The sequence below is a fragment of the Paenibacillus sp. J22FR83 genome, from assembly GCF_059691955.1.
Window position 1 is genome coordinate 494,390 of record NZ_JCAUAM010000001.1, and the last position, 22,057, is coordinate 516,446.

The window sequence follows — 22,057 nt, forward strand, 5'->3', positions numbered from 1 at the left end:
ATTTATCAAATCGCTTAACGATCATTCCTTGATCGCGCCCAACATCACACCTTTTACGAAATAACGCTGTAGAAATGGATACAACAACAGAATTGGCACTGTCGCTACTACAATCGTTGCGTACTTGATCGTTTCCTGTACAAGGCCTTTGTCGAAATCGCTGACTGTTGTCGTCATTGATTCCGTACTGTTTGCAATCAGAATTTCCTGCAGCACTAGCTGAAGCGGATATAATTGGCGATCGCGTAAATAAATCATGGCATCCATGTAAGAATTCCAATGCTGCACGCCATAAAACAGCGTCATCACCGCAAGAATCGGCAACGATACAGGAATAAAGACGCGGAACAAAATCCCAAAGTCATTCGCGCCGTCGATTCGAGCTGACTCTTCAAGAGCTGCTGGCACTTGCTGGAATGAAGTGCGCATGACGAGCAGATTCCATGTATTAATAGCGGTCGGAAGAATCATAACCCAGCGTGTATCGAATAGATGCAAGTTTTTGATAATAAGATAGGTCGGAATTAGCCCGCCGGAAAAAAACATGGTGAATACGATGGCAAACATAATTTTCCCGGAAAATAGCACATTGCGGCGAGACAAGGCATACGCTGCGAACGAAGTTAGCAACAGATTAAGCGATGTTCCAAGGATGACATAGAACAACGTGTTGCCGTACCCGATGGTCATCATCGGATCGCGCAGGACGAGCTTATACGCCTGTAGACTGAAGCCGGCGGGAGCAACTAATAGACCGCGATGCTGCATCAGATCAGCCGGGGAGCTAACTGAAGCAAATACCGCATACATAAACGGATACAGGGTCACCGCTATCAGCCCCAGCATGAATAGGACATTAACTAGGTCGAATACCCGCTCGCCTAAAGGTCGAGTTTTAATCAAATCGGATCTCCTCCTACCAGAGTTTGTGCTCGCTCATACGTCGGCTCAGTGCATTGGCTGTGAGCAGCAGAACGAAATTTACAAGATTATTTACGAGACCGATTGCAGTAGAGAAGCCGTAATCAAACTGCAGCAGTCCTCGCCGGTAGACGAAGGTCGATATGACATCAGACGTCTCATAGGTGGTTGGATTGTACAACAGTAGAATTTTCTCAAAGCTGCCGCCTGAAAGCAGGTGACCGACTCGCAGGATAAGCAGGATCATAATGGTTGGCATTATCCCCGGAAGTGTTACATTTGTCAGCTGTCGAAGCCGACCCGCTCCATCGACCTTTACCGCCTCGTATAGCGACGGATCGATACCAGCAATAGCAGCTAAATATATAATGGAACCCCAGCCAACACCCTGCCAAATTCCAGATGATATATATATGGTACGAAACCATTGTGGGAGAAGCAGGTAAGATACCGGCTTCACATCAAACCACGAAGTGATTTGGTTAATCAAACCGTCACTCGACAAGAAGTCGACCATCATGCCTGCAATTACGACGATCGAGATGAAATGCGGCAGATAGCTGATCGACTGCACGATGTTCCGAAACAGCTTATTACGCAGTTCGTTCAGCAAGAGCGCCAGCAAGATGGGTGCCGGAAAGCTGAAAATTAGATCAAACACGCTCAGCAGAAGCGTATTACGTACAATCCGCCAGAAGTAGTAGCTGTTATAGAATGAAACGAAATGCTTGAAGCCGACCCAATCGCTGTTCCAAATACCTTTCGTTGGCATGAAGTCTTTGAACGCAATTTGCAGGCCGTACATCGGGGCGTACATGAATACGATGTAAAAGACAATGACGGGAAGCAGCATGAGATAAATATATTTGTTTCTCGCCAAATCCTTCGTCACAGTTCTTAATGATAACGCTTTCATATCCGTGCTCTCCTATTCGATTACTTAAGTGGAACGCCCCGGTTTACGGCATTCGGCCGAGGCGAGCTTTTTACCTTTTCAAGTAGCGGTCATAAGCGGCTTGCTCAATTTTCAGAACATCCTGTAACCCCATCTTGTTTAATCTATCGACGAACTTGTCGAAACTCTCAATCGGCTCAGCGCCCATGATGAATTTATCAAACATTTCATCGTTGTACGTCCGGACATCGGTCATAACAGCTGCCAACTTTGACGATTCATCCGATGAGAGTGATAGGGTCGGCAGCCATCCTCGGTTGTCTGCCTTCATCCATGTGGACAATGCATTCTTTTGCTGTGGCAAAGCAGCATTTTGCTCCATATATCGCTTATCCTGGGAGATCGGAGCTCCGAAAGGTATCGCATATTTCGTCAGTGCTACACCGAATGCGAGCCCATCCTTATTCTTCATGACATCATCTGAGTACTTCGGATAGCCGTTGTCCATCGTATAGCTCTTGCCATCGATTCCGAAGTTGAACAGTAAGGCGCCTTTTTCACCATATTTGTAATCCAGCCACTTGACTGTTTCGATAATATGTTTATTGTTCTTGGATATTGCTGCTCCAAGTCCGTTGAAGATAGGCTCTTGCTGGCCGAGCACCGGTTTGTCGCCCTTCTTCAATGTCGGGTAAGGTGCTCCTACCAAGTCGAATGTCGGATGTTTGCCATTCATTGCTGCAAGGTACGTTCCGATTCCCCCACCTACGGTCACTTCGGTCGCACCGACCAGATCCCCGGTTACCTTGGCATTCTTCTGCTTATCGTCTGTCGCCGCATAATCGGGATCGATTAAGCCTTCCTTATACCAGCTGCGCATCGTTGTGAGAAATTCCTTGAATTGTGGCTGCAGAGCACCATACTGTACCTTGCCTGTCGCCGTATCTAAATAGAAGTCGTTGCGGATTCCCCAAGCGTTCAGGATGTCGTTGCCCCAGTTTAATTTGCCTTTTTGGAATAACAGTGGAATTTCATCTGGCTTGCCATTGCCGTTCGGATCTTTTTCCTTGAATGCTTTCAGCACCGTATGCCATTCTTCAATGGTCGTTGGAACCTCCAGCTTCAGCTTGTCAAGCCAATCCTTACGCAACGCGAGTCCATAGTACGTCAGCAAGTAGGGATCATTACGAATAAACGGGAACGAATAGATCTCTCCGCTGTCCGTCGAAATTTGCTTGCGAATTTCCGGGTTCGCATCCAGCAGCTTCTTCAAATTAGGTGCGTATTTATCGATGTAATCATTTAACTTAATGATCGCTCCACTCTTCAGTGCGTTCTGTCCACCCCCCGGGTAGCTGTTCCAATTCCACTCAATGACATCGGGATAGTCACCAGAACTAAGCATCAGATTGAACTGGTTGCCTTCCTGTCCTGCTGTCGGGTGCTTAAAATCCGCATGAATTCCTGTGATTTTCTCCAGCTCTTTGTATGCTTCCATATCATTTAAACTGTTCATGCCGCTGGGCCGATTCGTAGACAGTTGAACGAAGTAGCTAAGCGTAAGAGGTGAGGATACGATCTTGCCATCGGGCAGCGCTGCGGGAGTAGCTGTAGATGCTGCAGCGCTAGATGAAGCGCTTCCTCCCTCCATCTTATCCCCGCTACAGCCTGATGTGAGAACTGCGAATGATATCACCAGCATGGAAGCCGTTACGATACTAGACCTGTTCCGCCCCCTCTTGCCCTCTCGCAATTCACTTTGAATGCTCATTCCATTTTTCCCCATCGATTGAACTCCCCTTATTCGAATTGGGCCGCCCCTTAAAGCCTTCGACCTTGCTTCGATTGTATCGCCTCGTTCTGTAGGTTTGGTATGATCTATTTCTAAGTTTAACGAACCAATTGCAAGATTTCGGGCTATCGGAATCGCATATCACTTATCCGTTTGTAAACTTAATCGGTATGCGCCTGGAGTAATCCCTTCATATTTCTTAAAAAAGCGGATGAAGCCGATATCATTAGCGTAACCGACCTTTTCAGCTACCTGCGCGATCGTCATCGATGGATGCGTGAGCAATTTCTTTGCTTCGCGAATACGCACCTCGGCTACATAGTCAGTCAGATTTTGCCCGCTAGATTTCTTGTAAACTGCTGAGATGTATTGCGGAGTCAGATTAAAATGATCGGCTATCGAGTTGACGCTTAGCATATTTTCGCCGAAATTGGCTTCGATATATTGATTGATGCCGTTTTGCAACAGTTCGGTTGTATCGCTTCTCCTTTCCTTGAGATTAAGGCAAATGGTTCGATAGGATTGTTTCAATTCCGCAAATGCGGTAAGCATGGATTCGCTAGCAGACACTCGTTCGATTGAGGCGACCCGTTCTGCCATCGTCGATTTCAGATCCGGATAGCTCTGCACGATCCGTAGCAGTGTAGCCGTTGCAGTAACGAGCAAATAGCGACCTAGTTCAGGCGAGATGCTGCGCGTAATGAAATTATCATCATACACAGCATCAAGCAGCTTATCCGCTTTGTCGGCCTCCCCAGCCTTCACTAGATTGACAAGCTGCTGCTCCACCTCAAGCGGATAATAGAAGTAGGATTCTTCCGTTGAAAATTCTGCATTGCGGTCCGTTTCGGTTCTCCGTGCAAGTACGATCCGTTCGTCGAGCTGTTTAAGCGCATCTCGGAATGCTTCTCCGATTCCTTCTGGATCCTTAGCTATCCCACTAATCCCGACTGACAGCTTAATACGGAAGCGGCTCTCCAGCAATGCGGTCAGCTTCTCTGCCATCTCTTGCATTTCCGCTTTGGCCATGCTCAATCGTTCCGTACGCAGGTTGATTAGAACCGCAACTCTGCCGCGATCGAGCTCGACGGGAAAGCCCAGATGATGCTCGCCTGCAAGCTCACCGGCGATATTAGAGAGGATAAAACCTACAAACGGCCATTCCCGTTCCCCGCCACCTTGCGCGAAGCCACTTATATCACCTGCATCTATCAGGATTACAGCAAATGACGAAGAAATGAATGAAATGCCGACAAAAGCCAGCGAATCCGGCTCCAATTCAGTAGGCTGCACGTATCCCCGTATAAGTCTCGTCAAGAAGTTGACACGAAGAATTGGTGCTTGTTGGGCCAGCATGTCACGTAACTGTGATTCCGTCAGACGTGCCGACTCAATCGTCGATCTAATTAGCTCAAATTCACCGAGGCCAGTTTCCTGTTCAGATCCGCTCCACTTACGGATAATCCGAACAACGTCCCGAACAGGTATATAATTTCGGTAGGCAAGATATAACGAGGCTGCTCCACCTCCCAACGCACAGAGCGAAAGCAGGAGTATCGCCCATCGCTTGACAGCGTATACTTGATCGAGGAACACAGCCTGTGGGACAACGTAAACATATTTCCAGCCGTTCACAGCGGATGTTGTATAGGTCACAATCTGTGATTGTCCGTCCATAATCTCCTCAAGCTTGCCGTAATCGTTTGCCATATTCCTATATGCTAAGGAGATTCCACTTCTTGTGCCAGCTGTTGAGCTAATGACCCGGTTCTGTTGGTCAAGGATATAAATCTTGCCACGATTAACGGATGCCAGCTTGTCGAATAAACTTCGGAATTGGCCCTCATCAATCATGACAATCAAGGAACCTTTAACTGATGCGGAATCGCCGAACGGCAGTGATTGCCGATAAACAATAAACGGCTTCGTGCTACCATTGTCCATCCGAACAGAAGCTGCCGGTTCATAGGAACGAAATGCCGGTTTCTTTAACTCTGTGACCCAATCAGCGCTTGTTTTACCTGCGAACTGGTATACGTGATCGAATACGATTTCTGGTGTGGACTTGACGTTAGGACCGATAATGAGACGGTTATTGATATCATAGATGTAAAAGTCGTGGACCAGCTTACTCAGGTTTTTGAAACGCTGTAGATCGTTCGTAAATTCAATGATGGAGTAGGCATCCTGATCACTAAATGAGCCTTCGTGATTAAACAGCCAGCCGAGACGAGGGTGAAATGCAATCTGCTGCTCCAGCTGCTCGATTTCCTTCAAACGTCCGTCCGCCACTTCACGCAGTTGTTCCAACATAGCGGCGTTGGTGTTGTTTACCGTATGCTCCACAACCGTTTTTGCTTTCCAATATAGGATTGAACCGATGACAATTGCGATCAGCAGCACGGCGATGTAAGAGCCGAACAGCATCATCATCATGCTGCCTGAACGTTTGCGGAATGGAAGCTTGAAGCGGTTCGATTTCATATCTTTTGTTGACCCCCTATGGTTACATGCTATCTTTTTCTTCTATGCCAATGGGAAGCAATGTTCTTTGTCTACGGGTCTTCCATTATCTACTGGAAGACCACATCTGCCAGTTATGGCCTATCGCTTTGAAGAGTGCTTCCATGTAGAAAAAGTCGCCCCATATGGTGTACATATGGAATTGCCCCTCTTCCGTTCTTCCGTAGCAGGATGATAAAATGCCGTTTCGTTCCTTTTCTCCCGCACTTGAATACGGCATAAGAGCCTGCAGCATTTCGTTCGCTCTACTCCGATAGTAATCGGCTTGAACAGTGTTGTTTAGCGATTCTGCCAAATCGAACATACCCGATATTGCGATTGCCGAAGCCGAACAATCATGGAGTTGGATGGCCCCGTCAGGCAGACGGAAGTCCCAAGGCGGAATGAGACTCTCAGGTGTATGCTTGATAAAATAATCCGCCATCGCAGCAGCTGTATCACGAAATTCCATTTTCCCGACTAGTTGGTAGGAAAGCTGAAAGCCGTAAACTCCCCAGGCTTGTCCCCTCGACCATGTCGATTCGTCTCCATAGCCATCCTCGCAAAAGCCGCCGATAGGATTTCCACTCTCAGGATCGAAATCAAATGTATGATAGGTGGAGAAGTCCTCGCGCAGAAGGTGTTTACGTGAGTTCTCCGCATGGGAAAGTGCTGCTTCGCGGTACTTCGGGTCGCCGATCAGCTCGGAAGCAGAATACAGTAGTGATAGATTCATCATGCAGTCAATGATGATTTTGCCTCGACGAATATCGGATTCTACTGGCTCCCAAGCGCGTATAAATCCCCCTTTTACATGGTATCGCGCCAGCAGCTTGTCGGCCGCATCCACAGCCAATTCCTTATATGTAGAGCTCCCGGTCAACCGGTACATTTCAACTGCATATAATTGATACAGGAAACCAAGGTCATGGTCCGTGTATCCGGTTTCCAGTCGTTCTTTGTACAAGGGCAAGTAGCCATGCAAGTAATTTAGATACTTCGGGTTATTTGTGTATCGGTAAGCCATCGCAACCATTCCGGTCCAAAATGACCCCGTCCAGCTGCCGTCCTCCGAGAAATGTTCAGCATATCGTCCATCCCGATGAATATGGGGAAAACGATGGCCGTAGTCTTCCAAATTTCGGTCAATTTGCTGTATGATACTTTCGATTTCCATTTCGTATATCCTCTTCACTTCTTTTCTCTCCTCCTAGTATGTATGCGAATAGTGGGCAGCACTTCGCTTACTTCAATTGTATCAAGCCTCCTCTTCCCGACGAACTATACGTTGTTAAGATCGATAACCCATTGCCAATATCGGAGCGCGCAGTGAGTAATTCAGCCCAAATCTCCAATTAAATTACAGGCTCCATTCCCCATCTTGGAGTCTATAAGCAACAGCTGCATAATACCAAGCTCGTGTTCCTACAACAGGCGTATACACAGGAAACAACATAACCCGCTTCATCTCTATAAGGAGAATGAGGCGGGTTATATATTTAAAAATATTCTATTTATATGTTCGTATTAAACACAATTCGCACTCCATTTAGCTTTTTCGGCACTTTTTAATTCAACTTCCCCGAATCTAATGCCTATTCTTTGCACCTTCATTCGTATAATGAGAAATGCTAATAGAACACTTCCGTGGCTATCAACCACGTCAGTGAGATTTACTTTTTTCATAAATAAATTCAATCAACCATTTAACAAACACTGCTTTACCAATATAAATCGGGAATGAATAAATATGTCGCCAATGATCCAAATCATAAATATTAATCCAGACAAATATGGGTTCAGCGACGAATGAAAACAGGAAAGCCATGATGACATTGGCCACTAAGAAGGCTTTCCAACTCTTAAAATACTGATAGACTATCATGTGAATTACAGGCAGAACAGAAAAATCAATTGAATTGAGTCGGGGAATTAAACGTAAAACTTGATACGGGTAGGACCATAACCCCAGCTCGCCACCGATATCATCAAGTAGAACAACAATTGTAGATAGTACAACTCCGTAAAGTAAAATCTCTTTTATTCTTGATTTATCTACGATTTTCCACCATACGAACCAAGGTGCAATGACAAGCACTAGAAGGAGCCACCATTGAGCTGAAAATAGGTCATGGTCATAATAATATTGACTCCTCATTTCAGTAAGCTTCTGTTCAACAGCCTTTATTTCATCAAAAGATGGATATTGGGATGGCAATTAAGACGCAGCTCCTGTATTGTAGCGATTTTGATATCCGTTTCTGCCTATTTCGTAATAGCCAATCCAAAAGCTTTATGATCCCAGAGTATATCCTCTACAACCGATACCTGATGATCTTCACACGTAACTACGACTACGACCTCTCCCCTAATCCCTTTTTTAATAGCAAGTTGATTTTTTTCACGTTTTATTAGATAGATGACCCAATTGACTGCTACGCCTAAAATAAAACCTACAATCGCACCGGCAATCCCCCAAATAATGGGTCCCCCTGCCCATACAAAACCTTTACTCGCACCAATAGTAGCAAGCATAAATGCAAAAATCATACCCTTATCGATAAACGATAATCCATCTGCACGATGGATGCTATCCATCAGTCGCGGTTCTTTTTTCCGCAAATCAAGCGGCACCACGTAAATGCTCGAGATCCCTTTTTCCTCAAGTTCAGTAAGTGCAATTTCAAGGAGAGGAAAGTACTCAAATGTAGCAATTATCTGCATCCTTATTGGCCCTCTACTTTCAAGACATGCCCAACAGGTTGATAATTCTCAATTAGAAATTGCTTTTGGGCATCATTAAACAATTTGTTAATAAATTATTCGGGGGATTGCCCTATCGCATCATGTTAAAAAGAGCAGCTTCTCAGGCGTCCAGCCGTGAGGAGTTGCTCCTTGTCCTTGGGTCACATTAAATCGTGTCACGAAAAAACGGGAGCCGCAAGTAGCGTTACTCCCGTTTCATTTTACTTAATTGGCTCCCCCTTGTAGCAGCTCTATTGCAGGTTGGATTGTCATTTCAGTGGTGTTCATTGCATTCGACCAAACATAAAATAAGGTATCAGCGTCATACAATTGCATTCCTTTAGAAGCATTAGCTACACGTGTGAGTCCGGTTCCGTCAATCCTAATTTTCTTAAGATAAATATCTGAAACAAGTCCAGGTCTTCCGTGCAAAAAGTAGATCCATCCATCACGATATTGAAGTGACTGATACATCGGACCATTATCTCGCATAGGGTCAACGCTATGTAGCAATATAGTCGTAGTTCCATCTAGACTTGATCTATAAAGATTCTGTCCTTTAACATAATAGCTCCATCCATCTTCAATGATGAAGCTGCCTGAGAGATTATCGTTAATTTTCTTCTTACCAGCTCCACTTAAGTCTACTTGAAATAATTCATTAGTGTCATTTTGAATAAAGTAAAGTTGATTAGCATTTATAAAAAAATTATTAATCCCTTTTTCCGAGATAACATAATTTGTTTCGGTTCCATCAAGTTTCATGCGGTATATTCCTGTATCATTCACATCCATTTGCTGCCATCTTTTGACCATTTCGAGAGAGAAGTAAGGGAACATATTTTTCCTCTGTTGAAGTCACTTGTTGTAATTTACTATTGACTTGTTTCAACCGCTCAATAAACGTTATCGCTTCAGCCCGGGTGACTTGATCGCCTTTATTAAAGCCTTCAGTACTTGTATCTGTCTTACCTTTAGCTAATCCTATATCAAGTAAATAATGGATCGAATCATCCACATTAAAATTTTTCCCAGTAGCATTTGAAATAAGTTGTGCAACCATTCCTCTGTTTAGATTAATGTAACTAGTATGCCCTCCTAAATATGTTGGAGTAACAACATGCCATCCCATGTTACTGGCATAGATTTTATAAGGGAGTGCCCAATTATTAGCGTCAGATTCTTGCTTAAAATCGCTCGGTTGAAAAGCTCGGATAAGCATAGCCAAAAACTCCGCCTGCTCTACGCCTTGATTCGGTCTAAAAATTTCATAAACTAAAACTTTAAGGAATTTATGAAGGTTACAATTTCGTTAGTTCAATCAGTTTTACTTTCGCTAACTCTATAAGTGAAATGGCTTTAATTCTTGAAGAACTACCTCTACATCACAGTCGGGATTTAACTTTCTGATCATCTCTACAGTAATGGGAACATCATCATATACTTTTGCAACAATATCTAATGATAGTGACAAATCAAAATAACCTTTTGCAAATTCCACAAAATCCTCTGGTGTATGAAATATACAAGCTATTAAAAAATCTGAACCATCGCTTTCTCCCTTTTGAATTACAACATTTCCCTTGTGCCAGTTAGTATCACTGTTTTTACGCCAAATACAAAAAGTCACATCATCTTTTTCAACTGCATCGTCTTCAAGTAAAGATAATAATTCCTTTGGAACGTCACTATAAATCCCTTGCACTACTTTATGTTCCTCTTGTGCATATGGGCTTAATTCAGATTCATGGTCGAAGCCTTTTATTATGGAGCCTTCAGGGGAAAACAAAATAATTAGATGATCACCTGCTCCATTATCTATTTTTGCCAAACAAATACCTTCATCCCAATCCTGAACAAAGCTATGGTAACGAAGCCATTCATCTTGACAAAGAATTATATTTAGAGATGCTTGGATTCTCATTAGTTTTTTTAAGATTATTGGATTTGGTAAACGTTCTAACAAACTCACTTCCATGAATCCTCACCCTTTCATCTTTCATTGCAAAGAGGCTTAATGGCTCTCTTTTTGAATGACAATTGATTAATCCTTTTCCTGCTAGCGCTAGCGGAAAACCTCTTTATTCAGTAATTCTGTTAAGCCGTTAGGATACAGTATTTTATCCCCTGATATTATTTCTTCTATTAATACCCATTTGGCATATGTAGTTTTATACCCCTCAAGAACTCCTTCTAAAGTAAAGCTAAGACGCTCAGCTACCTTATAACTTCTTACATTTTTCGATCATATACCAGCTGCCGTCATGTCGTGATTGAACTATCGTTTTACGTTAGTTTAACGAGCAAAACGGGACACGGGCTACAGATGGACTAAATCTATACGGTGCCCTTTATTTACATTATTGCTCATACTCTTTATTTTTTCTCTTGTTTTTTGCTGCTTCGGAAATTTCACTCATAAATTGATCCACATTGTAATCTTTAAATTTTGAAATATGTTCTGATTCTGCATCCGACTTAACTTTCCCATCCTTTATCTTCCATTGCCCATCACCAAAATTATAAGACCAATAATCTCCATCTGTCGTTTTCGAAAGAATTAGAATAACTTCCTCGCCTTTTTCAACAAATTTTTTACTAAGTACTTGATCCGTTGAAGAGCCATGTTGTAGATAGGTTATAGTTTGGGAGGCAACACTTCCATATAAAACTTTATCAACATAAATTTTTGCAGGAGTCACATCAAAGGAAAAACTTCGCTTAGATACAACCCCAGCATCCTTTTTAAAAGTTTCTTCCTGACTAATTACAGTTCCCTTAACAACAAGATCAACATTCCAAAAGTCTTCCTCTAAATTCGATGTCATTGATTTTACACTAAGACTACCAATTCCGTCAGTAGCATGTCCACCCTTAATAATTAGCCCTAAAGTAGAGCCAATAATTATACACATTGAGAAGGCTAGAATTAGAATTATCATTCTACGTCTGTGCATTTATTACCTCCATTTAGGTTATTGATTTCACAGTATTTATTTACAACCAATCCGTATTCAACTACCATAAAATTGATTCGTATTAACAATCTCAATAATTGTATTTGCCAAATCAGTCATTATTTTATTGTCCTCATTATTTGTGCAATCTGACCAATTATATTCACGAACCGCACCATTGATTTTGACTTTTAAATAGAAATCTGGCTTCTCGGTGCATGTTGCAAATTTCTTTTCCCTTAAATAATTGGATAACACCATTTTTTTAAATATTTTTTGTCGTTCTTCATTATTCAGCTGAAAATCACTCACACCTAGCATTTGACCATTTTTTAGGTCTTTCACCAATTTCATATCTATCGTATTAATCTCATTTGCTTGATTATCTCCATATTTAAGCTGGAATTGGAACAGGTCTTGTTTCGATACGTCATATGAAAGGTGTAGTACATCAATACTTTTCACTTCACCAGAACAAGCCTTTAAGGTATATTTCAATTCTGTATTCGTTTCAGTTTTTTCAAAGTTTTCACATGAGTATGTTGTTACTTTGCCTGCTCCGAATTTATCTTGCGTAGTATCATATTGAAGTTCGAATTTCCCATCACGGTACTTGATATTGTGATAAATAGGGTCACCTTCAATCGTATAATGGGAAATGCTAATAGTGTCGTTTTCTTTTTCTTTAACTTTTCCCAAAAAGTCGTCCATTTTAAAGAGATTAGAAACACTTCCGTGGATATCAACCACGTCAGCATTATTTTTTAATGTTCCTTGAGATTGGTCAATAGCTTTTATATTTGAACAACCTGACAATATGCTTATAGCAAAGGCAAATATCATTAACTTTTTGATCAATTTAGAACCTCCCTTACACGTATACATTATTGACGAGTCAAACTTACATTTTGTTCCATCGATAGGTGGGGAAAATGTAAGAACTCTGCCCAATAACTAAACACCTCCCCCACTCTAATACTTCACTTCCTTTTATCCCCCTGTCAAAAACAAATAAGAATGAACCCTGACAATCGGTTCATCCTTATCTGTTTCATACTACTTATTTATGCTTTTAACAACCACTCTTGCAAGAAATCAAGCACGCTCTGGCGCATTTCCTTCGTCTCTAGATGTGCAACGTCGAACCTCAATAACTTCCATGATTCCGAATATCCAAGTTGGTGATATACGCTTGTTAACTCTTGATCAATCTTGTCTAATCCCTTGACCGGGGTTAAGGGATCTAGATTACCAGCCAAGCTCAAATGCAGGCGCGGAGCTATCAATGCATTAATTTGGGCTGTTGTGAAGTGATTCAGTAGATCAGGCACATAGTAATATAACCCGTGCCGATCTAGGCCATCCTCCTCCAGCAGCGTCTCAAAATCGGTTAGACAGCAGATGTCAACGGTTACTTGAATGCGTGGATCCAACGCTGCAAGCCACCACGACATTGTACTCCCCATCGACATGCCTAAGGTACCAATCCGATCTGCATCTACATCAGGGCGAGAAACGAGATAGTCGATAGCACGAAGGCTGTCATGAACCTTCATGCCCCACATCGTTCTGCCTTGCCAAAGCATCTCTTTACATAATGTTACTTCACTGCGGGTACTCCGCTCCCCAAATGCCCAAGCATCTATACATAGCACAGAGAAGCCCATCTGAGTAAGATTATCCGCGTAGGATTCTTCGTACATATAGGGGGCAGGTGACAACAATTCCTCCTTACCCACCGCGTATCGCCCACCATGCGAGTGGTTGTACATGATCACCGGCGAGCGGGATCCTGCTAACTTAGATCGCAGAAAATAGGCAGGAACAGGCTCACGGTCATTCAGCTCCAATATTAGCTTCTCCAACATATAAGTGCTATGTTCTTGTTCTTGCACTTTATGTGCCTGAATAGACGCTGTTCGAGGAGGCAGCTTGCCAAGCAAGCCCAGCAATTCCTCTCTACGACCCTCTACGTTCATGATTCTCCGCCTCCATCACTACCCAGTCAATTAAATCCCCGTAAGTATCTGATCTTCTTTCCTTTAGATACAAGCTTCGAGGTTCTCCGTTACCTGGACCTACTGATAACCAATATTTGTACAACCGTTTATCCAAATCGAGATCAGCAGCGAAAACACCAATCTCTTCATTCTCTACATGTCCAATAAGTTCGCCACTGGGAGCAATGATCCTGCTGGAGCTAACGCCTCCACCACAACCGGCGACTACGACATGCAGCCCATTATCACGAGCGCGCGCTCTTGTTTGCAATAAGCCATTGCCGATTGTAGGGATGCAAATCACTTCCGCTCCCTGAAGGGCCAAGATTCGTGCGGATTCAGGGAATTCCTGGTCATGACAAGTTAAAATCCCTACGCGGCCAAAATCGGTAGTTAGAACCACATGTTCATCTCCTGGCGTTACACCCATTTCCGCTTCGTACAGCGGGAGATGAATCTTGCGATATTTCCCTGCAATCTCGCCTTCACGGTCTATTAATACGGCCGTATTGTAAATATATGTCCCATCTCGTTCATACATCGTATAGAGGACGTAGCTGCGAAGTTCCTTTGCTTTCTCTGAAACGAAACTCGTAAGCGGTCCCGGAATCGTTTGGCACCTTTCCTCCAAAGGCAGCTGTACGAAGCCCTCATAGAAAGTCTCTGTCAGAACAACGAGATCTGGATGATGCTGACCAGCTTTATCTAGCAGATTGAGCATCAACTGGAGATTAGTTGCCCGATCTTCAGTAGGTCTAGCATACGTCGTCACTACACGTACAGCTTTTCGATAGGCTTCTTTGTGCTCCTGAACCGTTGCGTCCTTCCACACGACGTTCCCTTCCCCACTCCAACGAAAGGAGAGTTCCAACCGCAAATAAGCAGCACGAGAAGGAGAATCCAATTCACGGCGCATTTTCCTCATTGAGTCTAGCGCTTCATGTTCATTTACGCGGTCCAAATAATCTCGCTGAATGAGGAGACCTTCTGCATCCATCCAAGTTGCAACCGCATAAATACTTACATGCTCATGTCCAATGCTCCTACAGGTATACGATGCATGAATCGCATAACTGTGATTTTCTTCAACACGAATATTCCGGCTATGCCAACTTCCATAACACCGTTGGTTCCCTGCCCCGTGAATCTCAAGTCTAAGCTCTTCGTTTAATTCAATCCGCGCATAGGAAGGTGATAGTTCTTCCCTTGGTGTCCAGAATTGCCAATCCCCATCTTCCATCCTCATGATTGTATCCATGGAAGCCTAACCTCCTGTGATGACATGATGCAGTCACATCTTACGAGTAGGGGAGCCATATCAGCTCCCCTTCAAAGTTGCTACTCTTTCTTGAATTTGATCGCATCGGCAATAACATAGTTACTGTTGGCACTGTCAGTAAGCTCAACGTACCCTGTATTCCCTGCCGCAAAATTGAAGGTTCCGAGTAAAATCCAAGAACCGCCTGGAGATACCTGCTCATTGATCAGGAACGTTTGGGATCCACCATTGTAATGCACGGTAAACGGTGCATTCGTAGCGCGATCGCCATTGCCGTTCGGCAAGTAATAGTACACTTTGTAGTTACCTGCCTCTGGAATCATCGGCTTCCATCGAATGGAGTCCGCTCCGCTCCCTGTTGCATTAAACACATAATCCGAACCGTAATAATTAGGGAGTGAAGCTGACGAGTTCCAAGTTCCTGTTTTCTCTGCTTGCAGATTATCAACGATAATACTTCCGTCAGCAGGAGTGGCTTTCACACTTTTGGAGTGTAGACTTGCCAACGTGCTGTTCACAGCTGTTACTACATAATCATAAGCTGTTCCATTGGATAAACCTGTATCCGAATAAGTAGTAGATGTCAAATTGGAGGCAATTGGCGTATAAGCACCCCCAGCGACTGTACGCCGCTTGACCGTATAGCTGGTTGCCCCAGGTACACTTCCCCAACTTAAACTCACCTGTGAATCTCCTGCAACCACCGATAAACCTGATGGCGCAGGCACAACCTGCGTTGAAGAATACGCAAAGAAATTATCGAATACAGCGGTGACAGTATCCCCGTTTTGTCTTGCTTCACCTGTCAGCATGATGCTGAAATCATTATTCCAAGTAACCGGAACACTTGCATATTCCACATCATCAACAAAGAAATGAACATTGCTGCCGTCATGAACAAGCTTGATTTCATGGTCACCATGATCCGAATTCGCATACACGGTAACATCACTGCCGTCATTTAAATTATAAGCCCATACCCCTGTATCGCTATTCTGACTGAAATGAATATTCTCCGTATAAGTACGCCACAGCTTAATGCCGCTGCGATACCCCGAACCAATGCCATTCGCTGAAACGCGATCTACTTTCACAGTTAAGGGAGAACTTGCCGTCGCCTGAAAAAATGGAATGGATTGTACCCCTTTGCCACCCCAGTAACTTACACTGGTCGTACCGGAAAATGTCAGCGATCCACTGGATTGGCTGGCACCAATGCCCGTCACAGCTGTCGACCGAAACCCCTTGTTGATGACTCTCCATTTTGTTGCATCAATTGCCGTGCCGTTAAAATTATCAATAAAATAATTGCTCGGTGTGACTTCATTCGAATTTCCATTTTCTCCGTACGCACCCTCGGCAGAGACGACATAGTAATAGAGCGTATCATCCGATATGTCAGAGTCTACATAAGTAGTTGCCGTCACACTTGAAGCAATTACCGTGTAAGGTCCGCCTGGCGTCGTACTTCGTTTAACGTTATAACTCGATGCCCCTTGGGAAGGCCGCCAACTTAAATTCACATTCGGATAATCGCCAACTGCTTTGAGTCCAAGCACTTTGAACTGAATCACAGCTAAGCCATATACACTTGGATCGCCGACTCTCGTTGCCTTAACAATGGTTTGGGGCATAGGCGGCATCGCATTCGGCGCAGTATATGTCCCGCTGGTCGAGATCGCTCCTTGCGACACGCCGCCAAGCACAGACCATGTCGTACCATACGTGCTGCCAATGACTGTATCATTAAACGTCGTTGTACTTCCAAAGACAGCGGAGATTTCACCAGGTGTAATCTCGATTTGCTCCGGTTCCTCAACCGTCGTGTACACAGCTACACTATTCGCAGGTAGATTCGTATCACTAAAAAGGCTTCCAACACTCGTCCAAGAGGCATCGCTAGGTATCGTTATAGCTCCTGGTGTAGGCACCAACGTACTGGTATACAAATGTCGGCTTACGGTCTTGTTCAGATTCGAGTCAAACTGAAAGGATACATTTTTGCTCGCTGAAGGGCTGCTGTTAACAACATACACCGTGTACTCGCCATCCGCTCTTCTCACTGACGTTACATGCAAGTCAGGATCATCCGACGTTGTCGATAGCACCTGCGCATGCGAACCTGTAAAAGTAGAAAACAAGCCAAGCGAATAGTACGAATACCGGGGCATCGTTGATTCCGGCAGCCATGGCCACGCTCCAAACGTAGTATCGATAAAATTCAGCGGATCGACCAGCTGTTGATCGGCAAGACGCCAATATAGCATACTGGATACGCCATTTCGCATGCCGGATACCATTAAATCTGCAAGATTAACGCCATACTGAAAGGTATTACGGTCTTCATTGGTCCCACGAGCTGCAAATTCGGTCAAGATGTGTGGTTTCCCCGTAGGCGTGATATAACTATTGCGAGTTGAAAGCCAAACCGGCAATGTGCTGTAATCCATGTTATAAGCATGACCATCGTAAATATCGAGAACATCATTCATATACGTCGCTGCATATGCTGTCCATTCTGAACTCGAACCAGATTCATCAGGCCCGACTAACTTGATCGTGGAGCGCATGCCATCTGCAAGTAACCGATCGTGAATAGCTTGGTACATGTCCTTGTAATAGTCCTTTGGGTCAATGCCTGCTGGAGTTTCGAAATCACCACCACTTGGTTCATTGTAGGACATCACATACTTAATGTTATCATAGCCCTTTACCGTAATCAGTTGGTGCAGCGATGCCGATACCCACTCGGCCCACTCATCTAGATCGTTCGGGGCGCTATTGACTGGACTCGGTAATCCGCTGAATGCGAGCCAACTCTGTACAGCAGCATCCATCTTCCAACCGGCGACGAGCATGACATCAATTTGTTCGGACTTTAGGAAATCAAGCACTTTGTAGACAGACTGCATTTTAGCGCTATTCGTCTGCATATTCGACCAGTTCGTGACGTCAGGGTCGTTGTTATCGTTCGCAGGCTCCATCCAATCGGTCTGATACCACACGCGAACAAGGCTCGGATGCAACTTGGCTACCCGCTGTTTCTCCACTTCCCACCAGTCATCATTGAAACCATTGGCTACAGCTTCGCTCATAAACTGCGTAGGATCAAACTCCCCACCGAATCCGAGGAAATCATTGTTAACAATTGTAGATGTATCTATGGTTACTGTTGAGCCAGATGCATACGCAGAAGATGCCCCAAACATAGCCGTAATCGCGAAAGCCACCAACATCAAGGTCATTCTCACCCTTTTTACAAGCCATCCATTACATCTCATTATTTCATTTCCTCCTTTATAATAAGGGAATGTGGTTTGATTGGAGGACAGAATGTTTCTGCCCTCCTGCAAATTTTGCTAGTTACCTTGATTTTTTTTGTACGCTTCGTTAGCCTCCTGTTCGATCTTACTTCCACCTGACAGTTTCCATTGCTCAACAAACTTATCAAAATCAGAGACCGGTGCTGCATTCATGATAATTTTAGTAAAAACTTCCATTTCCATTTTCGTTAGCGTTGAAAGTTTATCAACCATCGTTGGTGTCGGCGAGGAGATAAATTCGTCAAAAACAAATGTTTTCTGCTTATCGTACTGATCAATGACTTTAAAGGCACCCTCTGGACCAAACGTCCGATCTGAATACCACATCTTGTAATCGCCACTTCTAAACTTGGAAATACGGTCAAAGTGAACAGAGGCAGGGAAATCAAGTTTGCTGCCATCCCCTGTCTTGAGCGCGTCGACAACTTTATACCAAGCTTCTAGATTAAGATTAGGTGACTCTAGTTGCACCGGAGCAAATTTGGCAGGGAAAATCCCGTCTTTCGCAATAAAAGGATTGACTGAACCGGAATAATCGGTTTCAATATATTTCTTCAAATAAGTGTTGAGCAGCTTGATAACAACTTCCGGGTTCTTCGCACCTTTTCTGACAACAAAAAACGTTTCTGCCGTTGGATTTGCTTGTACCTTCGCTGGGGCGGAGTCTACGGAGACGATAGGATACGTCTGCCAAAGCGGATAAGCGGCATCCTTGACTTTCAGATAATTAATGTCATACGTTTTGCCTGGCGGATCCCAAAGATGCCCATAAATTAAGCCGATTTTCTCCGCATTCACGTCTTCCAGAATCTTGTTCGTGTCCTTGACGGAAAACTCTTTGTCTAGGACGCCATTTTTATACAAATCCTGAAGCTTCTGCAACGCGACTTTCATTTCTGGCTGCACCGAACCGAATACGATTTTACCCGATGCGTCTTTTACCCAATAGTCTGGATAGGCGTGATACCCGTTAAAGAAGCCCCGGACCGATCCAAAATTTTGCAGCATCTCTTTGTTAATTGCCAGACCGTACGTGTCGTTTTTTCCGTTCTCATCCGGATCCATCTTGCTGAATGCTTCTGCAATTTTCATCACATCATCCATCGTCTTAGGCGGTGAAAGGTTCACTTTCTTCAGCCAATCGGTTCTAAGCCAGATCATTTCAGTCGAAGCAACGCCTCCGTTTGAGGCTGTATGCGGAATTGCCATCAATTTACCATTCACAGTCGCGGCTTTAATCGCAGCCCCACCATCAACTGTAAGCGTTTTCTTTGCAAAAGGGCTGGCATACTTCTCGTAGACAGCGGTCAAGTCTTCAAGCGCTCCTTCGTCTACGAGTCGCTGCATGGTCACCTTGTCGACTTCAAAGAAGTCAGGCAAAGTGCCCGAAGCAATCGTCACATTTAGTTTTTGGTTGTATTGCGATTTGTCCACAACCCACATATTTTTCACTTTTATGCCAAGTTCATCTTCAAAAATACCGTTCCAAATATTCTTATCCAGCGACTCCCCGTCTTTAAATTTAAACCCGGCATCGGTATATCTTACCGTCGATACTTCGATTGCCGGAGTGTACTTACCATTGGTTGGCGCTGCGGACTGCGAATTAGCTTCTTTCGCTGGTTCGGATGGGCTTGGACTCCCCTGTTCATTCGTATCGCTGCTGCATGCGGAAAGTGTCATAAGAGCAGAGATCAGAATCATATTCAGCCCGGTAACATACTTGATTTTCATGGACAATCCCCCTGGGAATAATTTAATTGTAGATAGCCCCTCCGACTTTTAACCTTTTACACTGCCTACAACAATTCCTTTTATAAAGAAACGCTGAAGAAATGGATATAAGAGCAAAATGGGAAGTGCACCTAAAAAGATTTGTGCTGCTTTGGCCGTCCGACTTGAAACTTCCTCGTATAACTTGATATTCACAAGATCCAGGTTCCCCATGATCGCATCTACATTATTGACGATCGTGTACAGATAACTTTGAAGCGGATAATTGGCCGGCGAATTCATGAAAATAAGTCCATCGAACCAAGCGTTCCAATGGCCAACCGTAGCAAACAGCGTTAATGTCGCGATGGATGGCATAGATAACGGAACATATACTTTCCATAAGATCCTCATATATCCTGCCCCGTCGATGAAAGCCGCTTCCTCTAGCTCTTTAGGAATTCCTCTAAAAAAGTTCAGGAGCAGCACGACATTAAAAACTGGAAGGGCATGTGGCAGAATCAGCGCCCAAATGGAGTCCAGCATGCCTAGCGTCTTAACCGTCATATACAAAGGGATAAGACCGCCCGAGAAAAGCATCGTAAACACCAAGATCCAGACATACACAGTCCGACCTTTGAACTCAGACGATTCTTTCGACAGTGGATAGGCTGCCAATATCGTAAGTAACATATTGACTGCCACCCCTAGCAGAACCCGCTTCAGTGTAACAAGCAGAGACAATAAAAATTCCGACTTCCTAAGAATAAATTCGTAGGATATCAACGTTAAATCTTTCGGCCAAAGCTTGACCATCCCAGCAGAGACGGCAAGATTTGAGCTAAGAGAGATAGCGAGTACATGAATCAGCGGAAGGATACATAAGACCGCCAGCAGGATCAGAAACGTATAATTGAGCACAACGAACAACCATCTCGACCAAGAGTAACGATCTACCAAGTTCAACTTCCTTCTCTCTAAAAGATTCTATAATTCGCAATCCGGTAAGCAAGATAGTAGGACACGGAGATGAGTACTAGCGAGACTACTGACTTCATCATGCCAACTGCTGTTGCCACACCATATTGCGCGTCGATCAAGCCTATCCGGTATACAAACGTATCAATAATGTCACCGCTTTGATAGACAACTGGACTGTAGAGATTAAACACTTGCTCAAAGCCGGCATTCAAGATGCTACCGATACTTAACGTAGCCATTAACACGATGATCGGCGCAATACCAGGCAACGTGATATGAAGCGCGCATTTCCAGCGATTGGCGCCATCTATTACGGCCGACTCGTAGAGCGAAGGATTGATACCTGCAATAGCCGCTAGATATACAATCGTGCTGAAACCAAATTCCTTCCATTCGTTGGACAACACCAGTGTAAAAGGAAACCACTTATTATCGCCAAGAAAAAATATCGGATCGATGCCAATCGCTTGAAGCAACTGGTTCACAACCCCTGCCGATGGGGACAAGATATCCACTAGGATGCCTCCCAAGATGACCCAGGACAGAAAATGCGGTAAATAAACAAGTGTTTGAATGCTTCTCTTGATGAACGTAATGCGCATTTCATTTAAGAGCAGCGAAATGGCTATGGGTACCAGAAGCCCCGCTATAATTTTCATAACAGCAATAAGGATGGTATTTAGAATCACTTGAAAAAAGTCGGGCAAATGCATCACATAACGAAAATTATCAAATCCTACCCAATGCGAGCCCAATATTCCCTTCGAGGGCACATACTTTTCAAAAGCCATCACCAAACCGAACAACGGAATATAGCTAAAGATCAGCACTGTTATAATGCCTGGCAAAACCATAAGATGTAAGGATACCTTGGAATTCCATCGATTATTCATTACTTTTCTCTCACCCCCTTCGTAATGCCCTGCTTATCTTTCATAATAAAAGGTAT

General features: G+C 44.0%; 18 protein-coding genes. All 18 read right to left on the reverse strand.

Annotated features, from left to right (window positions below):
* Nucleotides 1–21: 21 nt before the first annotated feature.
* Nucleotides 22–900: a carbohydrate ABC transporter permease gene (locus AC58PV_RS01625; protein WP_497430931.1), complete on the reverse strand. Its 879-nt coding sequence runs from the start codon at nt 898–900 to the stop codon at nt 22–24.
* Nucleotides 901–916: 16 nt separating this feature from the next.
* A complete protein-coding gene (locus AC58PV_RS01630; RefSeq protein WP_497430551.1) occupies nt 917–1,837 on the reverse strand; it encodes an ABC transporter permease in 921 nt (306 codons plus the stop codon).
* A 70-nt stretch (nt 1,838–1,907) separates the two neighbouring features.
* Nucleotides 1,908–3,602, reverse strand: coding sequence for a type 2 periplasmic-binding domain-containing protein (locus AC58PV_RS01635; protein ID WP_497430552.1), 1,695 nt, complete (start codon nt 3,600–3,602; stop codon nt 1,908–1,910).
* Between the two features lie 147 nt (nt 3,603–3,749).
* Complete coding sequence (locus tag AC58PV_RS01640; protein ID WP_497430553.1) at nt 3,750–6,092, reverse strand: AraC family transcriptional regulator; 2,343 nt, start codon at nt 6,090–6,092, stop codon at nt 3,750–3,752.
* A gap of 85 nt (nt 6,093–6,177) precedes the next feature.
* Complete coding sequence (locus AC58PV_RS01645) at nt 6,178–7,287, reverse strand: glycoside hydrolase family 88 protein (protein ID WP_497430554.1); 1,110 nt, start codon at nt 7,285–7,287, stop codon at nt 6,178–6,180.
* Nucleotides 7,288–7,773: 486 nt separating this feature from the next.
* Complete coding sequence (locus tag AC58PV_RS01650; protein ID WP_497430555.1) at nt 7,774–8,328, reverse strand: CBO0543 family protein; 555 nt, start codon at nt 8,326–8,328, stop codon at nt 7,774–7,776.
* Between the two features lie 47 nt (nt 8,329–8,375).
* The gene (locus AC58PV_RS01655) at nt 8,376–8,834 is read right to left on the reverse strand and encodes a hypothetical protein (RefSeq protein WP_497430556.1); all 459 of its coding nucleotides are present in this window, start codon (nt 8,832–8,834) and stop codon (nt 8,376–8,378) included.
* Between the two features lie 246 nt (nt 8,835–9,080).
* The gene (locus tag AC58PV_RS01660) at nt 9,081–9,650 is read right to left on the reverse strand and encodes a DUF5050 domain-containing protein (RefSeq protein WP_497430557.1); all 570 of its coding nucleotides are present in this window, start codon (nt 9,648–9,650) and stop codon (nt 9,081–9,083) included.
* On the reverse strand, nt 9,637–10,077 hold the full coding sequence (locus AC58PV_RS01665) for a hypothetical protein (RefSeq protein ID WP_497430558.1): 441 nt from the start codon (nt 10,075–10,077) through the stop codon (nt 9,637–9,639). Before AC58PV_RS01665 ends, AC58PV_RS01660 begins: the two co-directional genes overlap by 14 nt.
* Nucleotides 10,078–10,197: 120 nt before the next feature.
* A complete protein-coding gene (locus AC58PV_RS01670) occupies nt 10,198–10,833 on the reverse strand; it encodes a hypothetical protein (RefSeq protein WP_497430559.1) in 636 nt (211 codons plus the stop codon).
* Nucleotides 10,834–11,215: 382 nt separating this feature from the next.
* Nucleotides 11,216–11,812: a hypothetical protein gene (locus tag AC58PV_RS01675; protein ID WP_497430560.1), complete on the reverse strand. Its 597-nt coding sequence runs from the start codon at nt 11,810–11,812 to the stop codon at nt 11,216–11,218.
* Nucleotides 11,813–11,869: 57 nt separating this feature from the next.
* The gene (locus AC58PV_RS01680) at nt 11,870–12,670 is read right to left on the reverse strand and encodes a DUF4362 domain-containing protein (protein ID WP_497430561.1); all 801 of its coding nucleotides are present in this window, start codon (nt 12,668–12,670) and stop codon (nt 11,870–11,872) included.
* A gap of 206 nt (nt 12,671–12,876) precedes the next feature.
* Nucleotides 12,877–13,791 carry a dienelactone hydrolase family protein gene (locus AC58PV_RS01685; protein WP_497430562.1) on the reverse strand — a complete coding sequence of 305 codons (915 nt, stop codon included), beginning with the start codon at nt 13,789–13,791 and terminating at the stop codon, nt 12,877–12,879.
* Nucleotides 13,772–15,070 carry a carbon-nitrogen hydrolase family protein gene (locus tag AC58PV_RS01690; protein ID WP_497430563.1) on the reverse strand — a complete coding sequence of 433 codons (1,299 nt, stop codon included), beginning with the start codon at nt 15,068–15,070 and terminating at the stop codon, nt 13,772–13,774. Before AC58PV_RS01690 ends, AC58PV_RS01685 begins: the two co-directional genes overlap by 20 nt.
* A gap of 80 nt (nt 15,071–15,150) precedes the next feature.
* The gene (locus AC58PV_RS01695) at nt 15,151–18,372 is read right to left on the reverse strand and encodes a golvesin C-terminal-like domain-containing protein (RefSeq protein ID WP_497430564.1); all 3,222 of its coding nucleotides are present in this window, start codon (nt 18,370–18,372) and stop codon (nt 15,151–15,153) included.
* 78 nt (nt 18,373–18,450) lie between these two features.
* Entirely contained in the window at nt 18,451–20,148 is a 1,698-nt protein-coding gene (locus AC58PV_RS01700; RefSeq protein ID WP_497430565.1) for an extracellular solute-binding protein, read from the reverse strand.
* Between the two features lie 48 nt (nt 20,149–20,196).
* The gene (locus AC58PV_RS01705; protein WP_497430566.1) at nt 20,197–21,087 is read right to left on the reverse strand and encodes a carbohydrate ABC transporter permease; all 891 of its coding nucleotides are present in this window, start codon (nt 21,085–21,087) and stop codon (nt 20,197–20,199) included.
* Nucleotides 21,088–21,104: 17 nt separating this feature from the next.
* The gene (locus tag AC58PV_RS01710) at nt 21,105–22,001 is read right to left on the reverse strand and encodes an ABC transporter permease (protein ID WP_497430567.1); all 897 of its coding nucleotides are present in this window, start codon (nt 21,999–22,001) and stop codon (nt 21,105–21,107) included.
* Nucleotides 22,002–22,057 lie beyond the last annotated feature (56 nt).